Genomic DNA, 16,083 nt, shown 5'->3' with positions numbered 1-16,083 from the left:
GCTGTGAAGATCCATGGTCTTCTGGTGTAAGGCGTATTTTTGTCCACGGTAGTGTCCATGTTCGCGAAAGTGTCCATGGTAGGAAACGCGGGCAAAAATAAAAGACGGTCTGGATGAGACGCTTACGTTCCGCCCGGCCTTCTTACCCGATTTTGAGGAGATTACCCATGTATGGAACCCGAGAAGCGCTTTGTGAGGAACTGGCGCGGATGTTTACCCACGATGAACCCCTGGCTTTGCTGGTCTGGACGGAGGAGGGGATTCACTCCGCGTGCCGGGAACTGCGACCAACAGACGACGAGATTACGGCCCTGCTGGAAACGGTCGGCAACAGCGACATGAAGGTGTATCGCCGGGAAGGCGTCACGGATGCGTCGGTGTGCGATCTGCTGACCCGCCACCGTGAAGCGGTTAACCGGCAGGTGATGGTTCCGGCGCAGGTGCTTTCGCGCCTGGTGCGTGACGCAGAACGCGAGTTGGTTCACCAGGAGGGGCTGGCATGGGAGGCGGGCGGGCCGACACCCGCGCGCATCCGTCAGGGAATGGCGGACGTGGAGGTGCTGAAAGCGCTGCTGGCAGCGTGAGGCGATGCCGGAGGGATAGCCTCCGGCTTTTTCTTATTCGGATGTCGCGCGGCCGCTCCGCTTTTCTGGCTCATCCTCCACGCTGTTCCGGCTTCGCGGTGAGTGACGTTCGTGCGGCCTGCGGCAAACGCCGTGCCTCTACTGTAGCCGGGCCGCGGCTGATGCAAGGGACGCGTAAACGCCGTCACCTTCACCCGGTCGCAGTTTATTTCATACGTTATCCACCGTCTTCCCGTTGTTTTCCGGCTCAAATTTCGCCGTCAAACCGTCCAGCCTGCTCCTGCTTTTTTTATTGCGCTGCGGCTTCGGTGACGCCCTTGCATCCTCCGCTTTTCGCCCGGCTGTCGTGTCGGCACGGCGTAAGCCGTAACTCAGACGACATCGACTATGGAGGATTTTCTATGAGCACTACGACCACCACACCGGCTGTTTACGTGGGTACGTATCACAAATACAACTGCGGCAGCATTTTTGGCAAATGGTTTGACCTGACGGAGTTTGACGGCAGGGAGGATTTTTACGAGGCCTGCCAGGCGCTGCACGCCGATGAATGGGACGCAGAATTTATGTTCCAGGACTGGGAAGGCATTCCGTCACAGTTTGCCTCTGAAAGCTCCATTGACTGGGATTTTATCGCCGCTTACAAACGTGCCGAAGAAGAGGGCAGGGAAGCCGCTTTTATCGCCTGGGCGGAGTATACCGGCGAGTGTGACTATGACGCGTTTGACGATGCGTATCGCGGCGAGGCGGAGAGCGAGGAGGACTATGCGCGTGAAATGGCTGAAGACAACGGCCTGCTGAATGAGGTGCCGGAGCCGCTGCGCAGCTATTTCGATTTTGAAGCCTGGGCGCGTGACCTGTTCAGCAGCGGTTATGTATTCCATGACGGCTACGTCTTCAGCAACTGATTTTCCCCGGCAGGCGGTTCAGCCGCCTGTCAGCCCGCGGGGAAAACCCAGGCAGGCTCTGCCTGCTGGCGAAGTTCGCTGCGCCTGCGGCGCCGCGCATCTCCGCGAGTGTCTGATGTACCTGTGGTGTCAGGGTATGAATACCGGTGTACTGCAGCGGGTCGGCGTTATTTCTGTTCTGGCGATAATGCCTGCGTTGCCGTTGCCGTTGCCGTTGCCGTTGCCGTTGCCGTTGGTAATGGTGATGGTGATGGCGTACTGGCTGATATCGCTGTCCTGTCGGCTTTTCTTCCCGGGCGATATGACTGTGGGCGACTTCCCTGGCGGGAACCGGCGCTGTCGTAAACGGAGCCGGTAAACCGTCTCCGCCCTGTCGGGCTTCCATCGCACTGTCGCAGGTTCAACATCACGCTTGCTGCATCCGTAAACGGATGCGCCGCTCTCACCAGCCCGGCGGTAATGCTGCCGGGCCTCTTCAGGGCAACGCCGTTTCGCGCCCGCACGTTCCGTCGTTGCGGCGGGTTCCTGCTCATTCCTTGCCTGGTTTTTTCACCCTTTTGAGTCCTTTCGCCGGGGCTGAGACAAGCACAGCCGCTGTCAGCTGTCCAGGGTAAATGGCACGCGGTAAACCGCGCCCCGGACATCCGCCATCGCCCGCGCTGGTTTACGCCCCTGCGGCGAACGGCTCTCAAACGGGTGAAGGTAACAACCAGCGGGGGCGTTCAGCAGGTCCCCGCAAAACGTCAAAACCGCGGCCCCGGCAACTCAACGGGTGATGGTTTTTTAAAAGCAAAACAGGTTCAGAAGGAGGAGCAAAATGAGCGAGGCGCTGGCGGTTTTACCCGACGACACCTTTACCCGCGAACAGGCTGAGGCCGTTGCGTCACAGTACACCAACGTGGCGATAGAGGACGATCAGGGTTCGCATTTTCGTCTGGTTGTCCGTAAGGACGGTGAAATGGTCTGGCGCACGTGGAACTTTGAGCCGGGCGGCACGTACTGGCTCAACCGTTATATCGCGGACTACGGTATCCGCAAGCCGCAGTAAGAAAGAGGTGCCCTGCCGGAGCGCGAACTCCGCAGGGCCAGACAATCATCAATATCCAGTGAGGTATCAACTATGTCAGTAACCGATGTTAAAGCAAAAGCACCCAAAAAAGCGAGCAGCAAAAAAATCACGAAGGCGCAGGAAGAAGCCCTGAAAGCCGCCCTTGAGGCCGCTGTCATCGAGTATGTTCCGCTGTCCAGTCTCGCTAAATCCCCGCTGAACGTGCGCACCATCCCGTATTCCGTGGACAGCGTTCGCGGTCTGGCTGACTCCATCGAGGCGCTCGGACTGCTGCAGAACCTGATTGTTCACACCCTCGCGGACGGACAATCCGGCGTGGCCGCAGGTGGCCGCCGACTGACTGCCCTGAATCTGCTGGCGCAGGAAGATCGTCTTGCGGCCGATCATACCGTCATGGTGAAGCGCGTCTCAGACGACATTGCTGCCCTTGCCTCCATCGCGGAGAACGAGCAGCGCGCCGCCATGCATCCCGCTGAGCAAATCGCAGGTTTCCGTACGCTGGCAGGGCAGGGCAAAACTCCCGCACAGATTGGCGACGCCCTCGGCTTCGGCTCCCGCCACGTGCAGCGCATGCTGAAGCTGGCAAACCTCGCCCCGTCCCTGATGGATAAGCTCGCGCAGGACGAACTGACCGTTGAGCAGTGTCAGGCGCTCTGTCTCGAGGACGATCCTGCCCGTCAGGTTGAGGTATTTGAAAGCGTGAAGGCCAGCTGGTCGAACGCACCCGCACACCTGATTAAACGCGCCATTACCGAAACCGAGATGCGCACCGACAACACCAAATTCCGGTTTATCGGGCGCGAAGCGTATGAGGCGGCAGGGGGTTACGTTCGTGAAGACCTGTTCAGCCAGGACGAGGGCGACGGCACGGCAGACAGCGTGCTGGTTGAGCGTCTGGTGCAGGAGAAGCTGGAGCGTATCGCTCTGGACATTCAGCAGCGTGAGGGCTGGGCATGGAGTCGCGGACGCGCAGCCCGCATCTGGTACCACGGCGAAGACGGTAAAGAGTTCGTTCAGCCTGTTGAACCCGATCCGGTGTACACCCCTGAACAACAGCAGCGTCTTGATGCGCTGCGGGAGCAGTACGACACATATGACAGCGTTTGCGACGAGTCAGATGCGATCGAAGCGGACATCCTCGCCATTCAGGAGGCGGCAGAAGCCAGCGCGTGGACTGACGACATGAAGTCAGGCGCGGGAGTGATGGTCAGCCTGTACGAAGGGCAGGTGTACGTGCAGCGCGGTGTGCGCCTGAAAGCGGATATGCCGGAAGAAACCGTAACCAGCAGCGTAACGGTGCCATTCACCTCACGCCAGCCCGACGCCGCAGAGGGGATCAGCGTTCCGCTGCTCACGAAAATGACCTCCGAGCGTACGCTGGCAGTACAGGCGGCGCTGATGCAGCAGCCCGAAAAGGCAGTGGCGCTGATGGTCTGGCGCATGTGTACCTGCGTATTTTCAGGCTGTCTGACCACGACGCACCCGTTCCGTATCAGTCTGACCGTGTCCCACGGCAGCCTGACGGAGAACGCCCCGTCCGGTAAGAATGGCGCAGCGTTTGAGATGCTCATGACCGAACGGGCAAGGCTGAAAGCCCTGCTGCCGGAAGGGTGGGAGAAGGACTTCACCACCTTCTTTGCCCTTGACGGCGGGGTGTTGATGTCGCTGATGGCCTTCTGCACGGCCTGTTCCGTTGACGGGGTACAGACCCGCGATATGGGGCACACCTCCCGCAGTACCCTCGATACGGTCGAGGCGGCAATCGGCTTCCACCTGCGCGACTGGTGGCAGCCGCCGAAGGACAACTACTTCGGTAGCCTGAAACATCCGCAGATTGTCGCCTCCCTGAAAGAGGCGGGGCTGACGGGCGCGGCGGGTGACGCGGAGAAGATGAAGAAGGGCGATGCAGCAGCGCATGCGGAGCACTTTATGCAGCACACCCGCTGGGTTCCGGCATGGCTCAAAGGACCGGAGTCAGCAGGTAAGGCCGATGCTGACGACGCTGCTTCAGATACCGACAGCACTGGCAACGACACCACCAACACGGCACACGCCGCCTGATAACGGAGAGCCGCCCTGCGGGGCGGCAATAAGGAGATACCCATGCGCACTATTCTTACCCCCGATGTACTGAAAACGATGTCCCTTGATGAGTTTGAGGACTGGCGGGACAGCGGCGAAGACTTTCGCCGCGAACTGACCCACGCCGTTATGCGTGACCTGTCCTGCCCTGATAACTGGGATGTGAACGGCGAGTACCGCAGCGAGTTCGGCGGCTTCTTCCCCGTGCAGGTGCGCTTTACGCCCCCGCACGGCAACTACCATATTGCCGTGTGCAGTCCAGGTGCCATCAGTCCGGCGTGGATGGTGGTGTTCGTGCCCGCCAGCGGTCGCCCGTTCTCCGTCATTCGTACCCTGAGCGGCTACCAGCCGGAGCTTATCAGCCACACCGTCAGCCTGACGGCGCGTCTCGATGCGGACGGATACAGTCAGGCCAGCATCATCAGTATTCTGGCAGCGGAGGGCGCGGCATGATACCTGCAAACCTGTCACTGGTTCCCTTCAGCCCTGAGCGACGCGCCGCGATGGAGGCTATCGCTGAGGTTGAACGCCGGCGGTCGCGCGGCGCGGTGTCCACGATGTATCCGTATGCCAGCGCCTTTTTCCGGCGACTCACGGGCAGCACACGCATCACTATCAGGGAAATCCATCATTTTGCGCCGGTGCTGACGGCGCGGGAGCTGCGGGGAAGCAGGGACAGCTGGCTCAGTGCCATCGATGCGCTGATTGAAAGTCGCGGGACGCGTTGCTGGCTGCCGCTTCCCGTTGGTGCGGGTCAGCGCCTCTTTCCGGAGGTGGCCTTTCAGCAGACCGAGCGCGTTCGCTGTCAGGACGCCCTGCGGGATGAAAAATACACCCGCCAGCGCCGTAAGGAAGCGTGCCAGCGCGAAACGGCGTACCAGGCGCTGGCGGGGCAGGCGGAGATTGAGCTGGCATTCCATACACCGGAAACGGTCAGCAGCTGGAGCGCACGCTGGTCGGGGACTGAGCTGCGCCAGTACGACCTGGAGGAGATGTTCTGGCGCTGGAGCGAGCGCTTTCCTTCCCTGTCGGCGCTGGAGCGTGATGAATTTGCCCGCGAACCGCTCTGGAGCATGGTGTTCGAGGCCGGATTGCTGACAGAAGAGGCTTCCGTTCCCGTACGACAGCTGGAGCACTGGATGGTACCGAACAAGCTGACATTCCGGGAGGGGACATGAGCAGGAGAGCAAATCCGTACGGGCAGGAACTGAAAATTGCCCGCAGTCAATGTAAACGCCTGAAGACGATGATAAACAAGCTCATCGATATGTCGGTTTAGTGGGATGGCCTGAGTGGTGGTCTGGAGTGCGACTTCAACATGCTGGCCGAAGAAGTGGAGAAGCAGCTGGACGTACTTGATACGCAGATTATCGACTGGGCTGAGGGATACGGTGACGGCAGGGAGGTGGAGTGATGGCAACAGAACGGAATACGCGGGGGAACATTGTCTGCAGGGAGTGCGGCAGGGCGTTTTCCTTCCTGGCCCCGCATCTGCGTATGACACATGAGATGTCGGTAAGTGAATATCGCGAGCGCTGGGGTATAGCGAAACATGTCCCGCTTGCCAGTGCCGAACACTCAGCCAGATGCCGGGACAACGTTATCAGACGTATCCGGAGCGGCGAGCTGGACCCTGACCTGCAGGTCAGAATGATGGCGGAAGGGTACGCCAGGATAAAAGAGCGAAGCAGACCCTCAGCACTACAGCAAAAGTCGTCCTCCAGAACGGCGACCCTAAACCGGATATGGGAAATCTCCCCTGCCGTGAAAAGGGTCAGCGCAGAGATCCGGCGGGAGGCCGTGCGCAGAATGAAGGCCCGCAACGAAACGGGTGAAAATGTGCGGAGTATTGCTGATGAACTGAACCTGTCCCTGAGCTGTCTGTATCGCTGGCAGGCTGAAGATGGCTGACGGCCTGTCGGGATTTTCTTTTGCACACATGCTTTTCGGATAACATCATTAAATGTCTGCGCAGAATGCCGGTGCTGGACACTTTTCTGGTTAACAGCCTGCTGCTGCTGCGGGCTAATGTACTGGATAAAAAACGGTATACGCTGGCGGGTCTGGCTAATGAACTGGCTGTTTTCACCGAAACGGCAATACACGGGCGTCGTCCCTGACGGGACACGGCTGTCGTGAACAGAGCCAGCAAGCTGTCTCTGCCCTGCGGGCGTCCATCCTGACGCAACGTCAACCCCTGCGCTTGCTGCGTCCGTAAACGGACGCGCCGCTTCACCCTGTCGGCGGTAAAACTGCCGACAGTCCTCTGACGCCCCGTCGTTCCGCCGTGTCGGGTGTGTTCATCCTCTCCCCGTACCTCTGGCGAGCCCTCTCCCGTTAAGTCCCCGGGCGGAGGGCTTGTCGTAGCACCGTCGTGTCGTCATCCGAAGGGTGAAATGAACTCCGCCAAAAGTTTTTGCGAAGGACCGCAAAAACTTTTGTCTCCGCCCTTCTCCTGCCGCCCCGCCGTTGCTCCTTTGCCCTTTGCCGCCAGGGAACTCACCGAGAGATGGATAAACCACCAGACAGAAGGAAAAGCAGGATGAACACACAGAACGTCAACGTCAAAACCGCCACCAAAGAATCTTCCGAAAGATGGGGTTCAGACCCAGATGCGCGTCTGGCCTGCGTTATCGCAGAGCAAAAGTCATTCCTGCTGGAGCTGTGTCAGGTCTGGAACCTGCAACTGTCAGAGGACGACGAGGCGGAAGAAGTCTGCAACATCCTGTGCGCCATGAGTAAAAACGTCTGGAACGAGGGCGTGATGAACTGGCACACCCGCAAGCCGCTTCTCTCATTCCACATTGTCCAGCCGTGGCTACAGGCTAAGGCTCAGGCGGTGCGGTTATACGGAGAAACAGGACGGGCGGCATGGGCGTATGCAGACAAGAGCCTGAAAGACTGTATGGCCTTTGAATGCGCCATGCTCAGCGAGTAAGCACCCTTAAATGTCAGCCACGGCGGCAGGGGATGCCGCCAGTCACAACGGAGAAACATCATGAGCATCAGCAACGGTAACATGAACAGCACATTCAGCTTCGACGCATGGGAGAAAAGCGCGCTCAGCGAGTTTGATACCCTGCAAACCCTCGTCAGTAAAGCCCTGATGAAGTACCAGAGCGATACAGACAAAACGGCGCTGGGCGAGTCTGCAAACCGCTATATGGGCGAACTCAGAACCGCTGTAACGCGCATCCTGAAAGCCACGCCAGCCATTCAGCAGAAAGTCGATGACATTGCCGACACGCTGCATCTGATGGCGCATTTTTCCGGCATCACGTTCGACGAATAACCACCACGGCGAAACATCAACTCCATTAACCAGAAGGAGATAAACCATGCACTTAAATCTGACCGAATCCAGTGCCGAAGCAGGTATTTACGCGACCAGTGAGGCCGAACGCGCGTACTGGCTGAGCCGCGAAAAGTCATATCTGACCGCGCCCGTCGAAATCGACGTTCACGCCTTCCATGATGCGCTGGGGCTGATGTACCCGATGAACTGGCGCAGCAGTGAGAACGGCGAGTGTGAAACCTTCATGCTGGCGGAAATGGTCTGCGGCAATGTGACCGAAATCTACGCGCGGATCGGTATCCGTTATTACCGGATGCGTGACTACAGCAACCTTGACCACGCGGAGATTCTGGCACGCGTTAAGGAGGGAATGCAGCGCCAGAAATGAAAAAGGCAGACTTTCGTCTGCCATATCCCGCCGGATTTACCCGCTTGCAACGATTAATCCGGCCTTCACCAAAAGGAAAAAACCAATGCAATTCAGTGAAGTTTCGATTGTTACACCGACCGCCCTGTATGTCCAGATCTGCGAGGCGGAAAATCAGCCGCCTAAAAAGCAGGTGCGGATTAAGCGCGGCGAAATCGCACCGGAGGCACTCAGCACCGAAATGCGGGCGCTGGGGAGACATATCGCAAAGTGCCGCAGAAAGGGGCGCTCCGTTCGCATTCCTGCCATGCGCGGAAGCGAGTGGGGGCAGGTGTTACGCACGCTCGAACTGAAGCGCGCATTTAACTGACGGAGGTGCCGCCCCGCAGGGGGCGGCATTTAAGGAGGAAATATGTCTCAACTCAGTTTTGCCAGCTTCTTTGATCAGGCGAGAGAAGCCGCACCCTTAACACCCGCTAAACCCGTATTGCCCACCGTGAATGCGCAGCCGATACCGCACCGGATGATGACAATCGACCAGGCCCGCCGCCAGTTTATCAGCGTGTTCAGGGATACCGCCCGCAGCCTGCGCCGCTGGGAGGTGTTCAGCGACTTTATCACGCTGGCCGCCAGCGAGCTGGATATGGCGCGGATAAGAACGCCGGAGAATATTGAGCAGAGCCGCAAAATCTGCGCGAAGTACAGCGAGAGCGATATCAGCAACCTGCATACGCTCTTCTGCCTGATGGTCTGCGCACTGGAGGCCAAATTCCACGACTTCCTCGGCGCGATCTTCATGGAGCTTGAGCTTGGCGACGACCGCAACGGACAGTATTTCACGCCGTATCACGTCCAGTCACTGCTGGCGAGGCTGCTGATGCCGGACGTCGACGAAACGATACGCCGTGAGGGATTCGTGACCGTCAGCGATCCGGCAAGCGGTGCGGCGGGAATGATTGTGGCGTATGCGGAATATCTGCTGGAGGCAGGCTATAACCCGTCTGAGCATATGTTCGGTAGCTGCATCGATATCGATCCTGTTGCGGCCGATATGGCGTTTATTCAGCTTTCCCTGCTGGGTATTCCTGCGGAGGTGGTCACGGGCAATACGCTCACAATGCAGCTTAACAGGGTTCGCTATACGCCCGTGTACTATATCAACAACTTTGACAAACGCCTGGAAGACCAGCGCCGGGTGAGTGCCATGCGCGAATTTTTGCGCGGTATGAATAAGGTGTACTAGCTCAGACCTGATCTGACAGTTACCGGTTATTTATACAGGTGTCTGTCAGATTAAATCTGGTTCAGATTCTTTTCTGCCCAGACCCGTTTTCCATCAAGTAACGTGGCCATTGGCGTACGCCCGCAGCACATTTTCCCCTGATGAGTTCGCTCATTATTATAATGCCACAACCAGTTGTCCAGATCCATTTGCAGGCTCTCCAGGTCTGCATATAGCTTCTTGCGGAACGTAACCTGATAAAACTCCTGCAAAATGGTTTTATGGAAGCGCTCGCAGATACCGTTCGTCTGCGGGGACATCGCTTTCGTTTTCGTATGGTCGATATCGTTGATGGCCAGATACAGCTGATAATCATGTTGCTCTACTTTACCGCAGTACTCTGTGCCCCTGTCGGTCAGTATTCTCAGCATCGGCAGCCCCTGAGCCTCATAGAACGGCAGTACCCGATCATTAAGCAGGTCGGCTGCAGTGATCGGCGTTTTACTCGTATACAGCTTGCAGTGAGCCATTTTCGAGTACGTATCCACGAACGTCTGCTGGTAGATGCGGCCAACGCCTTTCAGATTCCCAACGTAGAAGGTGTCCTGCGACCCCAGATAACCCGGGTGAGCCGTTTCGATTTCACCGCAGGCTTCGTCATCGTGCACCTTCTTCTCCAGTGCGGCGATTTGAGCATCGGTAAGCACAATGCCTTCTCTGGCGACCTTTTCCGTAAGCGCCTTCAGCCGCTTACGGAAGTTCTCCAGGTCATGTCGTTGCCAGATGGAGCGCACGCCGCTGCCGGAGATAAACACGCCTTTTTTACGCAGCTCATTACTGGTCCGGTGCTGACCGTGGGCCGGGAACTCAACGGCGTACTCAACAACCGCCCGTTCAGTGGCTTCATCGGCCCGATTCTTCAGGTTGGGTACCCGACGGTTTTGATTAACCAGCGCGTCAATGCCGCCTTCTTCAGCTAGCTCCTGGTAGCGGTAGAATGTGTCGCGTGACACCCCCATGATTTTACAGGCTTTTGATACGTTACCGAGTTCTTCGGCCAGATTGAGCAGGCCGGCTTTGTGTTTGATGATGGGATTGTTAGTATGAAGCATGAGAGTTACCTCGTGTTTTGTATAAGGATTAGACACCCATATCAAAACCGGTAACTCTCAACCTTTCAAGGTCCAGTGTCAGATCAAGTCGCGACTAATACAGGTTAGCTACTGATGCCACTCTGTACGGGTGCCTGTATCAGCTCCGCCCGGACAGCGTTTTATACAAACGAGCCAGCTTTCGCATCATCCCGCCTGAACGGGCCGTTAAATGAACCGGGGTATCTGCCTGCGTCGCCGCGCAGCGGCGCGCCTGCAGAACGATATCGCCGATGACTTCGTCCCAGTTCCATGTCCCCGCCTGCGGTACGGTGTCGCTACCGATGTAAAACTGGCCCACCTGCCGATGTAAATCTGACCCACCTAGGGTAAAAATGGCAGTTTTAAGGCACTGCCAATGATGACATTGGAGACCAGAGTGGAGATTAGTGTTTTACACCGTCAGGGCATGTCGATACGCGCCATCGCGCGCCAGCTTTCATGCTCTCGTGAGACCGTTCGCAGATATATTCGTAGCCCGCTGCCCGTAGCGGATATGCGCTACAAGCCTCGCGCACCCAGACCCTGCAAGCTTGACCCGTTCAAGACCTATATCCTTGAGCGCGTGGCCGCTGCCAGGCCCCTCTGGATACCCGCCAGTGTGCTGCTGCGCGAGATCCGTCAGCGTGGTTACGAGGGTGGTTACAGCATGCTGACCGCTTTCCTGCACCCCATTAAGCAGCCCGTCACTGAAGAGGTAACACGCTTCGAGACCGAGCCTGGCTTTCAGATGCAAGTTGATTTCACCATCATCAGACTCGGTCATAACCCATTGCTGGCCTTTGTCGCCACGCTGGGCTGGAGCCGCGCGACTTTCGTCAAGTTTTACAGCAACCAGGACTCCGCTGCCTGGTGTGACGGCATTGAGTCTGCGCTCAGGTTCTTCGGCGGGACGCCGCATCAGCTGCTGTTCGACAACGCCAAGGCCATCATCATTGAGCGCGATGTCTACGGCCCCGGTAAGCATCGCTGGAACCCGCAGTTGATGCACGTCGCCGAGAAGTATGCCTTTACTCCCAAGGTCTGCCGACCCTATCGCGCCAAGACCAAGGGTAAGGTTGAGCGGTTTAACCATTACCTCAAGAACAGCTTTATCGTGCCTCTTACCGCGACCTTCCGGCAGGCCGGGCTGGTACTGGATGTACCTGCTGCCAACACACGCATCGGCGAGTGGCTGGTCACCGTCGCGAACACACGAGTGCATGGCACCACAGGCGTACCGCCTGAGCAGCGCATGCCGCGCGAGCGTGCTGCGCTATTGCCGTTACCGAAGGTCACGTTGGCATTGCCTGCACCTGTCCCAGCGCTCAGCCAGCGTCCGGTGCCGACCGAGAGCCTGCAACATCCTCTGGCAACGTACCAGGCCTTGCTCGAGGTGCCAGCATGAACCTTCAACATGATCGTATTGCCGCGCTCTGCGAGCAACTCAAGCTCGACCGCCTGCCGGCAGAGTGGCCGGGTGTGGCACAGGCGACCATCGACAACAGCGGCACGCATGCCGACTTCCTGGAAGCCGTTTTGCAGCTCCAGCATGATGGCCAGAACGAACGGCGTCGCCAGACCCTTTTGCGGTTATCAGGCCTGCCGGTGATAAAAACACTGGAGCAGTTCGATTACGCCTATGACAGTGGCGTTCCACGAAGTCAGATCCAGGAGTTGGCGGGTCTGACATTTATCGAACGTCAGGAGAACGTTGTCCTGCTCGGGCCTTCTGGCGTCGGCAAAACGCACCTGGCGACCGCCATTGGCTATAAGGCCGCGATGGCGGGTTTAAGCATTCGGTTCATTACCGCCGCCGACATGATGCTGCAACTGATGGCGTCACATCGTCAGGGTGACCTGAAGGGCTACCTGAACCGCGTCGTAGGTAAACCTAAGCTGTTGATCATCGACGAAGTGGGATATCTGCCGTTCGGTAAAATGGAGGCGAACCTGTTCTTCCAGGTAGTCGCTAAACGGTATGAGTCAGGCAGCGTGATCCTGACCAGCAACCTGCCGTTTACGCAGTGGTCCGGAACGTTTGGTGATGACGAGACACTGACGGCAGCGATGCTGGATCGGCTGCTTCACCATGCGCATATCGCCCAAATCAGCGGCCAAAGCTATCGACTGAAAGATAAGCTGAAAAGCGGTCAACTCCAGAAGAAAACGAAAGCAACAACGCTCGAATGATTCAAAGGGGGTGGGTCAGTTTTACTTTGGCAGGGTGGGTCAGAATTCGATCGGTATTGACATCTAGATTATCCGTGGCGATTCATACAGCTTAAACCCTGTAGTATTCTGGCTCATTCTGCTTTAATGCAGATCGTTGCCTTAACTCTGTTTCTTGTGAAGTACTGTTCAGTTCCCTTGATTTTACATTTTGTGAGGTACTGGTTAGTTCCAGCGATAATTTATTATCTGCTGGCGGGGGATTATTATTTTTTAATGTCCCAAATCCACCATTCATACGAGCCATTACGCGAAAACCGAAGCCTGAACTATGAGTATACCCACCATCCACAGGCGCACTTAGCGTAGCAAGCTCAACTAACCTAAACTCTTTGGCAGGTTTCATAAATCCTACATACTCACTGATTTGCTTAGTTATTTGATCGGTTGCATGAAATGCAAAGGTTGCGGCTGCAAGAGGTGCACAGCCCCAACCTGCTGCGGATGTCATTCCTACCAAACTAGCTGCCCCTGCTCCCCATTTAGGGAGCACATGAGCTGCCGCTGCCGCTATTCCTGCGCTATCACATGAGAAAAACCGCTGGCTAAGATAATCGCTTCCCAGTGTATGTTGAACATTCATACCCTCTTTATTCCATCCGATATTTCCTTCTCCCCTTATAACCCTTTCAACAATTAGCTGTGGTTTCCCAAGTGACCATTTTCCATCCTTGCTTAGTGTAAAATCAAGGCCATCATGACTAATCAATCCAGCATAACCAAAGCACCCCATATTGTTCCCAATATCAGCAAAACTGACTGAGCCACCCAATTCATTATGCAAAAACACCTGTAGATGCGTTTCTGTATTTGCCTTACTACCCAGCAAATTATCCAGAATAGAAGGAGGTACCACGTTGAAATGCAACCCAAATTTTGCTGAGCCAGCAGGACCAAAAACAGGTGCTGTATAGTAAGTCTGGCCCATCAGAAGAGGTTGTCGTACTTTTATGCCCTGAAAAGCAAGATATAACATGGCTTTTTGTGTTGTGTCAAATGAGACTCCTAATTTTTCTAATGAATTCAAAGCTTTGGCAAATAATCTATCGATTCTTTCTTTATCATTTGCATTTTTTGCTTCGGTAATTTCTTCTTTTAGCAATTTTAGTTCATTTTTAATTTCCCCATGAATTCCTTTCAATGCGTTACCATCGATGTATTTTTCCAGCTGTAATGTTAACTCTGACTTACAATCTGTAATGCAGCCGTTGATAAACTTATGTAATCCAGGAGCAATATTCTTTAAGAAGTTAAGATAACCGGATTCATGTTGTCTAACACGATCAAGATTATCCTCTGTATTCACGTTGAGACTTTGAGGTTGATGTGTGATAACTGTATTAGTGCTGGGATCTAAATCTACTTTTATTAAATCTGGACTTCTTACTAATTTACTATTCGTGTTAGAGACATTTCGTAATGATTGTGAAAAAGTTGAATTTCTTTCGTCTGAAAACAGGGAGGGCTGTGAAAAATTATGAATTGTGGTTGAAGGTGTAGTTTTTGCTGTTTCGAACATAATAATCGTATGAATGCATTCCGCTAGCAAAGCGACCCAGTGAGCGGATCCTGGCTATCTAACGATTGGGCGCTTAAGCAACCTTTCAGCATTCTCCCTTAGTTGGTTATTGATGATTATCACTCCAGCGTTTATGCACAGAACATATGACGTAGGAGTGGCTCTTGTTGAGAAAACGATTTGGCAGCAAAACCCGCATCGCTTCCGCTACCAAAGTGTTAGTATGAACACTAATCTCGATCGTTATATATCATGTGGCTCGGCATACCCACTATCAAAAATGGTTTTTGCATAATAACAGTGTGTGCAGTGGCATAGTGAATTTGGCCACCTGAACAGAGGTGATATGCTCACCTCAGAACATTACAGGTGCCCCAACGAAAAGAAGAATTTTCAGCGCAGAGTTCAAACGTGAATCCGCTCAACTGGTTCCTGACCAAAACTATACGGTTGCAGATGCTGCCAGCGCTATGAATGCTGGTCTGTCCACAATGACGCGACGGGTGAAGCAGTTGCGTGATGAGCGGCAGGGTAAAACACCAATAGCTTCCCCCATTACCCCGGAACAGATCGAAATACGCGAGCTGAAGAAAAAGCTACAACGCATTGAAATGGAAAACGAAATATTAAAAAAGGCTACTGCGCTCTTGATGTCAGACTCCCTGAACAGTTCTCGTTAATCGGGAAACTCAGAGCGCAGTATCCTGTGGCCACACTCTGCCACGTGTTCGGGGTGCATCGCAGCAGCTACAAGTACTGGAAAAACCGCCCTGAAAAGCCAGACGGCAGACGGGCTGTATTACGCAGTCAGGTTCCGGAGCTGCATAACATCAGCCATGGCTCTGCTGGCGCAGGAAGTATCGCGACCATGGCAACCCTGAGAGGCTTCAGAATGGGACGCTGGCTTGCCGGCAGGCTCATGAAAGAACCGGGACTGGTCAGTTGTCAGCAGCCTGCTCACCGGTATAAATGTGGTGGCCATGAACACGTCGCTATCCCGAATCACCCTGAGCGGCAGTTCGCAGTGACAGAGCCTAATCAGGTGTGGTGCGGCGACGTGACGTATATCTGGACAGGTAAACGCTGGGCATACCTCGCCGTTGTTCTCGACTTGTTCGCAAGGAAACCTGTCGGCTGGGCAATGTCATTCTCTCCAGACAGCAGACTGACCATTAAAGCGCTGGAAATGGCATGGGAAACCCGGGGCAAACCAGCCGGGGTGATGTTCCACAGCGATCAGGGTAGCCACTATACAAGCGGGCAGTTCCGGCAGTTACTGTGGCGTTACCGGATCAGGCAGAGTATGAGCCGACGCGGAAACTGCCGGGATAACAGTCCGGTGGAACGCTTCTTCAGGAGTCTGAAAAACGAGTGGGTACCGGTGACAGGTTACGTAAGCTTCAGTGATGCTGCCCATGCAATAAGGGACTACATCGTCGGATATTACAGCGTACTCAGGCCGCACGAATATAACGGTGGGCTACCACCAAACGAATCGGAAAATCGATACTGGAAAAACTCTAAAGCGGTGGCCAGTTTTAGTTGACCACGGCTTTGTTGAATAAATCGAACTTTTGCTGAGTTGAAGGATCAGATCACGCATCCTCCCGACAACACAGACCGTTCCGTGGCAAAGCAAAAGTTCAAAATCACCAACTGGCCCACCTACAACAAA

21 protein-coding genes and 1 pseudogene are annotated in these 16,083 nt (G+C 55.4%); 19 read left to right on the top strand and 3 right to left on the bottom strand.

All coding sequences use genetic code 11. The annotated features are described in order from the left end of the window. Positions 1 to 167: 167 nt before the first annotated feature. The 15 genes and pseudogenes from H2P46_RS22460 (at position 168) to H2P46_RS22395 (ending at position 9,548) form a co-directional block, all read left to right on the top strand. A complete protein-coding gene (locus H2P46_RS22460) occupies positions 168 to 584 on the top strand; it encodes a DUF1380 family protein (protein ID WP_193406966.1) in 417 nt (138 codons plus the stop codon). A 401-nt stretch (positions 585 to 985) separates the two neighbouring features. Further along, a complete protein-coding gene (locus H2P46_RS22455) occupies positions 986 to 1,492 on the top strand; it encodes an antirestriction protein ArdA (protein WP_193406965.1) in 507 nt (168 codons plus the stop codon). Between the two features lie 136 nt (positions 1,493 to 1,628). After that, positions 1,629 to 1,850 carry a hypothetical protein gene (locus H2P46_RS22450; RefSeq protein ID WP_193406964.1) on the top strand — a complete coding sequence of 74 codons (222 nt, stop codon included), beginning with the start codon at positions 1,629 to 1,631 and terminating at the stop codon, positions 1,848 to 1,850. A 459-nt stretch (positions 1,851 to 2,309) separates the two neighbouring features. Next, positions 2,310 to 2,540 carry a DUF905 domain-containing protein gene (locus tag H2P46_RS22445; RefSeq protein WP_047359683.1) on the top strand — a complete coding sequence of 77 codons (231 nt, stop codon included), beginning with the start codon at positions 2,310 to 2,312 and terminating at the stop codon, positions 2,538 to 2,540. A gap of 72 nt (positions 2,541 to 2,612) precedes the next feature. Beyond that, positions 2,613 to 4,622, top strand: a complete 2,010-nt coding sequence (locus H2P46_RS22440) for a ParB/RepB/Spo0J family partition protein (protein WP_193406963.1) — start codon at positions 2,613 to 2,615, stop codon at positions 4,620 to 4,622. Between the two features lie 42 nt (positions 4,623 to 4,664). Then, positions 4,665 to 5,096, top strand: coding sequence for a conjugation system SOS inhibitor PsiB (gene psiB, locus H2P46_RS22435; protein WP_193406962.1), 432 nt, complete (start codon positions 4,665 to 4,667; stop codon positions 5,094 to 5,096). Continuing rightward, positions 5,093 to 5,821 carry a plasmid SOS inhibition protein A gene (locus H2P46_RS22430; protein ID WP_193406961.1) on the top strand — a complete coding sequence of 243 codons (729 nt, stop codon included), beginning with the start codon at positions 5,093 to 5,095 and terminating at the stop codon, positions 5,819 to 5,821. The genes psiB and H2P46_RS22430 overlap by 4 nt, the downstream gene beginning before the upstream one ends. Before the next feature lie 235 nt (positions 5,822 to 6,056). Beyond that, a pseudogene (locus H2P46_RS23190) lies at positions 6,057 to 6,224 on the top strand (MucR family transcriptional regulator); the annotation flags it as partial. A gap of 228 nt (positions 6,225 to 6,452) precedes the next feature. Continuing rightward, positions 6,453 to 6,554, top strand: coding sequence for a transcriptional regulator (locus tag H2P46_RS23185; RefSeq protein WP_232726296.1), 102 nt, complete (start codon positions 6,453 to 6,455; stop codon positions 6,552 to 6,554). A 65-nt stretch (positions 6,555 to 6,619) separates the two neighbouring features. Continuing rightward, positions 6,620 to 6,763, top strand: coding sequence for a hypothetical protein (locus tag H2P46_RS22420; protein ID WP_238939081.1), 144 nt, complete (start codon positions 6,620 to 6,622; stop codon positions 6,761 to 6,763). Between the two features lie 422 nt (positions 6,764 to 7,185). Continuing rightward, positions 7,186 to 7,581, top strand: a complete 396-nt coding sequence (locus H2P46_RS22415; RefSeq protein ID WP_193406959.1) for an ammonia monooxygenase — start codon at positions 7,186 to 7,188, stop codon at positions 7,579 to 7,581. Between the two features lie 60 nt (positions 7,582 to 7,641). After that, positions 7,642 to 7,935: a hypothetical protein gene (locus tag H2P46_RS22410; RefSeq protein WP_193406958.1), complete on the top strand. Its 294-nt coding sequence runs from the start codon at positions 7,642 to 7,644 to the stop codon at positions 7,933 to 7,935. 46 nt (positions 7,936 to 7,981) lie between these two features. After that, positions 7,982 to 8,326, top strand: coding sequence for a hypothetical protein (locus H2P46_RS22405; protein WP_193406957.1), 345 nt, complete (start codon positions 7,982 to 7,984; stop codon positions 8,324 to 8,326). 85 nt (positions 8,327 to 8,411) lie between these two features. Continuing rightward, the gene (locus H2P46_RS22400) at positions 8,412 to 8,675 is read left to right on the top strand and encodes a hypothetical protein (protein ID WP_193406956.1); all 264 of its coding nucleotides are present in this window, start codon (positions 8,412 to 8,414) and stop codon (positions 8,673 to 8,675) included. 42 nt (positions 8,676 to 8,717) lie between these two features. Next, complete coding sequence (locus H2P46_RS22395) at positions 8,718 to 9,548, top strand: N-6 DNA methylase (protein WP_193406955.1); 831 nt, start codon at positions 8,718 to 8,720, stop codon at positions 9,546 to 9,548. A 50-nt stretch (positions 9,549 to 9,598) separates the two neighbouring features. Here the strand turns inward: H2P46_RS22395 and H2P46_RS22390 are convergent, their stop codons facing one another. Together H2P46_RS22390 and H2P46_RS22385 are read right to left on the bottom strand one after the other, a co-directional pair. Next, positions 9,599 to 10,639, bottom strand: a complete 1,041-nt coding sequence (locus tag H2P46_RS22390) for an IS481 family transposase (RefSeq protein ID WP_193403339.1) — start codon at positions 10,637 to 10,639, stop codon at positions 9,599 to 9,601. A 139-nt stretch (positions 10,640 to 10,778) separates the two neighbouring features. Then, on the bottom strand, positions 10,779 to 10,979 hold the full coding sequence (locus H2P46_RS22385) for a hypothetical protein (protein WP_193406954.1): 201 nt from the start codon (positions 10,977 to 10,979) through the stop codon (positions 10,779 to 10,781). Between the two features lie 57 nt (positions 10,980 to 11,036). On the opposite strand from H2P46_RS22385, the gene istA reads away from it, so the two are divergent. Together istA and istB are read left to right on the top strand one after the other, a co-directional pair. Beyond that, the gene (istA, locus tag H2P46_RS22380) at positions 11,037 to 12,065 is read left to right on the top strand and encodes an IS21 family transposase (RefSeq protein WP_193403243.1); all 1,029 of its coding nucleotides are present in this window, start codon (positions 11,037 to 11,039) and stop codon (positions 12,063 to 12,065) included. After that, the gene (gene istB / locus H2P46_RS22375; RefSeq protein ID WP_193406953.1) at positions 12,062 to 12,850 is read left to right on the top strand and encodes an IS21-like element helper ATPase IstB; all 789 of its coding nucleotides are present in this window, start codon (positions 12,062 to 12,064) and stop codon (positions 12,848 to 12,850) included. Before istA ends, istB begins: the two co-directional genes overlap by 4 nt. Positions 12,851 to 12,941: 91 nt before the next feature. Here the strand turns inward: istB and H2P46_RS22370 are convergent, their stop codons facing one another. Continuing rightward, positions 12,942 to 14,408 carry a hypothetical protein gene (locus tag H2P46_RS22370; RefSeq protein ID WP_193406952.1) on the bottom strand — a complete coding sequence of 489 codons (1,467 nt, stop codon included), beginning with the start codon at positions 14,406 to 14,408 and terminating at the stop codon, positions 12,942 to 12,944. Positions 14,409 to 14,749: 341 nt separating this feature from the next. Between H2P46_RS22370 and H2P46_RS22365 the strand changes: the two genes are divergently transcribed. Next, positions 14,750 to 15,954 (top strand): IS3 family transposase gene (locus tag H2P46_RS22365; RefSeq protein WP_420846555.1). Its coding sequence is split into 2 segments (ribosomal slippage): positions 14,750 to 15,044 and positions 15,044 to 15,954, totalling 1,206 coding nucleotides; the frame shifts between segments, so codons are not numbered across the junction. 36 nt (positions 15,955 to 15,990) lie between these two features. Then, positions 15,991 to 16,083, top strand: a 93-nt coding sequence (locus H2P46_RS23180) for a hypothetical protein (protein ID WP_238939082.1), incomplete at its 3' end; no start/stop codon positions are given.

This window comes from Mixta mediterraneensis (assembly GCF_014946725.1).
In the GTDB taxonomy this organism is placed as follows: Bacteria; Pseudomonadota; Gammaproteobacteria; order Enterobacterales; family Enterobacteriaceae; genus Pantoea; species Pantoea mediterraneensis.
This window is presented reverse-complemented; position numbering and strand designations above follow the sequence as displayed.

Bases quoted from the DNA above. Each gene is read 5' to 3' on its own strand.
- H2P46_RS22460 (WP_193406966.1), top strand. From the start codon at position 168: ATGTATGGAACCCGAGAAGCGCTTTGTGAGGAACTGGCGCGGATGTTT.
- H2P46_RS22455 (WP_193406965.1), top strand. From the start codon at position 986: ATGAGCACTACGACCACCACACCGGCTGTTTACGTGGGTACGTATCAC.
- H2P46_RS22450 (WP_193406964.1), top strand. From the start codon at position 1,629: ATGAATACCGGTGTACTGCAGCGGGTCGGCGTTATTTCTGTTCTGGCG.
- H2P46_RS22445 (WP_047359683.1), top strand. From the start codon at position 2,310: ATGAGCGAGGCGCTGGCGGTTTTACCCGACGACACCTTTACCCGCGAA.
- H2P46_RS22440 (WP_193406963.1), top strand. From the start codon at position 2,613: ATGTCAGTAACCGATGTTAAAGCAAAAGCACCCAAAAAAGCGAGCAGC.
- psiB (WP_193406962.1), top strand. From the start codon at position 4,665: ATGCGCACTATTCTTACCCCCGATGTACTGAAAACGATGTCCCTTGAT.
- H2P46_RS22430 (WP_193406961.1), top strand. From the start codon at position 5,093: ATGATACCTGCAAACCTGTCACTGGTTCCCTTCAGCCCTGAGCGACGC.
- H2P46_RS23185 (WP_232726296.1), top strand. From the start codon at position 6,453: ATGAAGGCCCGCAACGAAACGGGTGAAAATGTGCGGAGTATTGCTGAT.
- H2P46_RS22420 (WP_238939081.1), top strand. From the start codon at position 6,620: ATGCCGGTGCTGGACACTTTTCTGGTTAACAGCCTGCTGCTGCTGCGG.
- H2P46_RS22415 (WP_193406959.1), top strand. From the start codon at position 7,186: ATGAACACACAGAACGTCAACGTCAAAACCGCCACCAAAGAATCTTCC.
- H2P46_RS22410 (WP_193406958.1), top strand. From the start codon at position 7,642: ATGAGCATCAGCAACGGTAACATGAACAGCACATTCAGCTTCGACGCA.
- H2P46_RS22405 (WP_193406957.1), top strand. From the start codon at position 7,982: ATGCACTTAAATCTGACCGAATCCAGTGCCGAAGCAGGTATTTACGCG.
- H2P46_RS22400 (WP_193406956.1), top strand. From the start codon at position 8,412: ATGCAATTCAGTGAAGTTTCGATTGTTACACCGACCGCCCTGTATGTC.
- H2P46_RS22395 (WP_193406955.1), top strand. From the start codon at position 8,718: ATGTCTCAACTCAGTTTTGCCAGCTTCTTTGATCAGGCGAGAGAAGCC.
- H2P46_RS22390 (WP_193403339.1), bottom strand. From the start codon at position 10,639: ATGCTTCATACTAACAATCCCATCATCAAACACAAAGCCGGCCTGCTC.
- istA (WP_193403243.1), top strand. From the start codon at position 11,037: ATGATGACATTGGAGACCAGAGTGGAGATTAGTGTTTTACACCGTCAG.
- istB (WP_193406953.1), top strand. From the start codon at position 12,062: ATGAACCTTCAACATGATCGTATTGCCGCGCTCTGCGAGCAACTCAAG.
- H2P46_RS22370 (WP_193406952.1), bottom strand. From the start codon at position 14,408: ATGTTCGAAACAGCAAAAACTACACCTTCAACCACAATTCATAATTTT.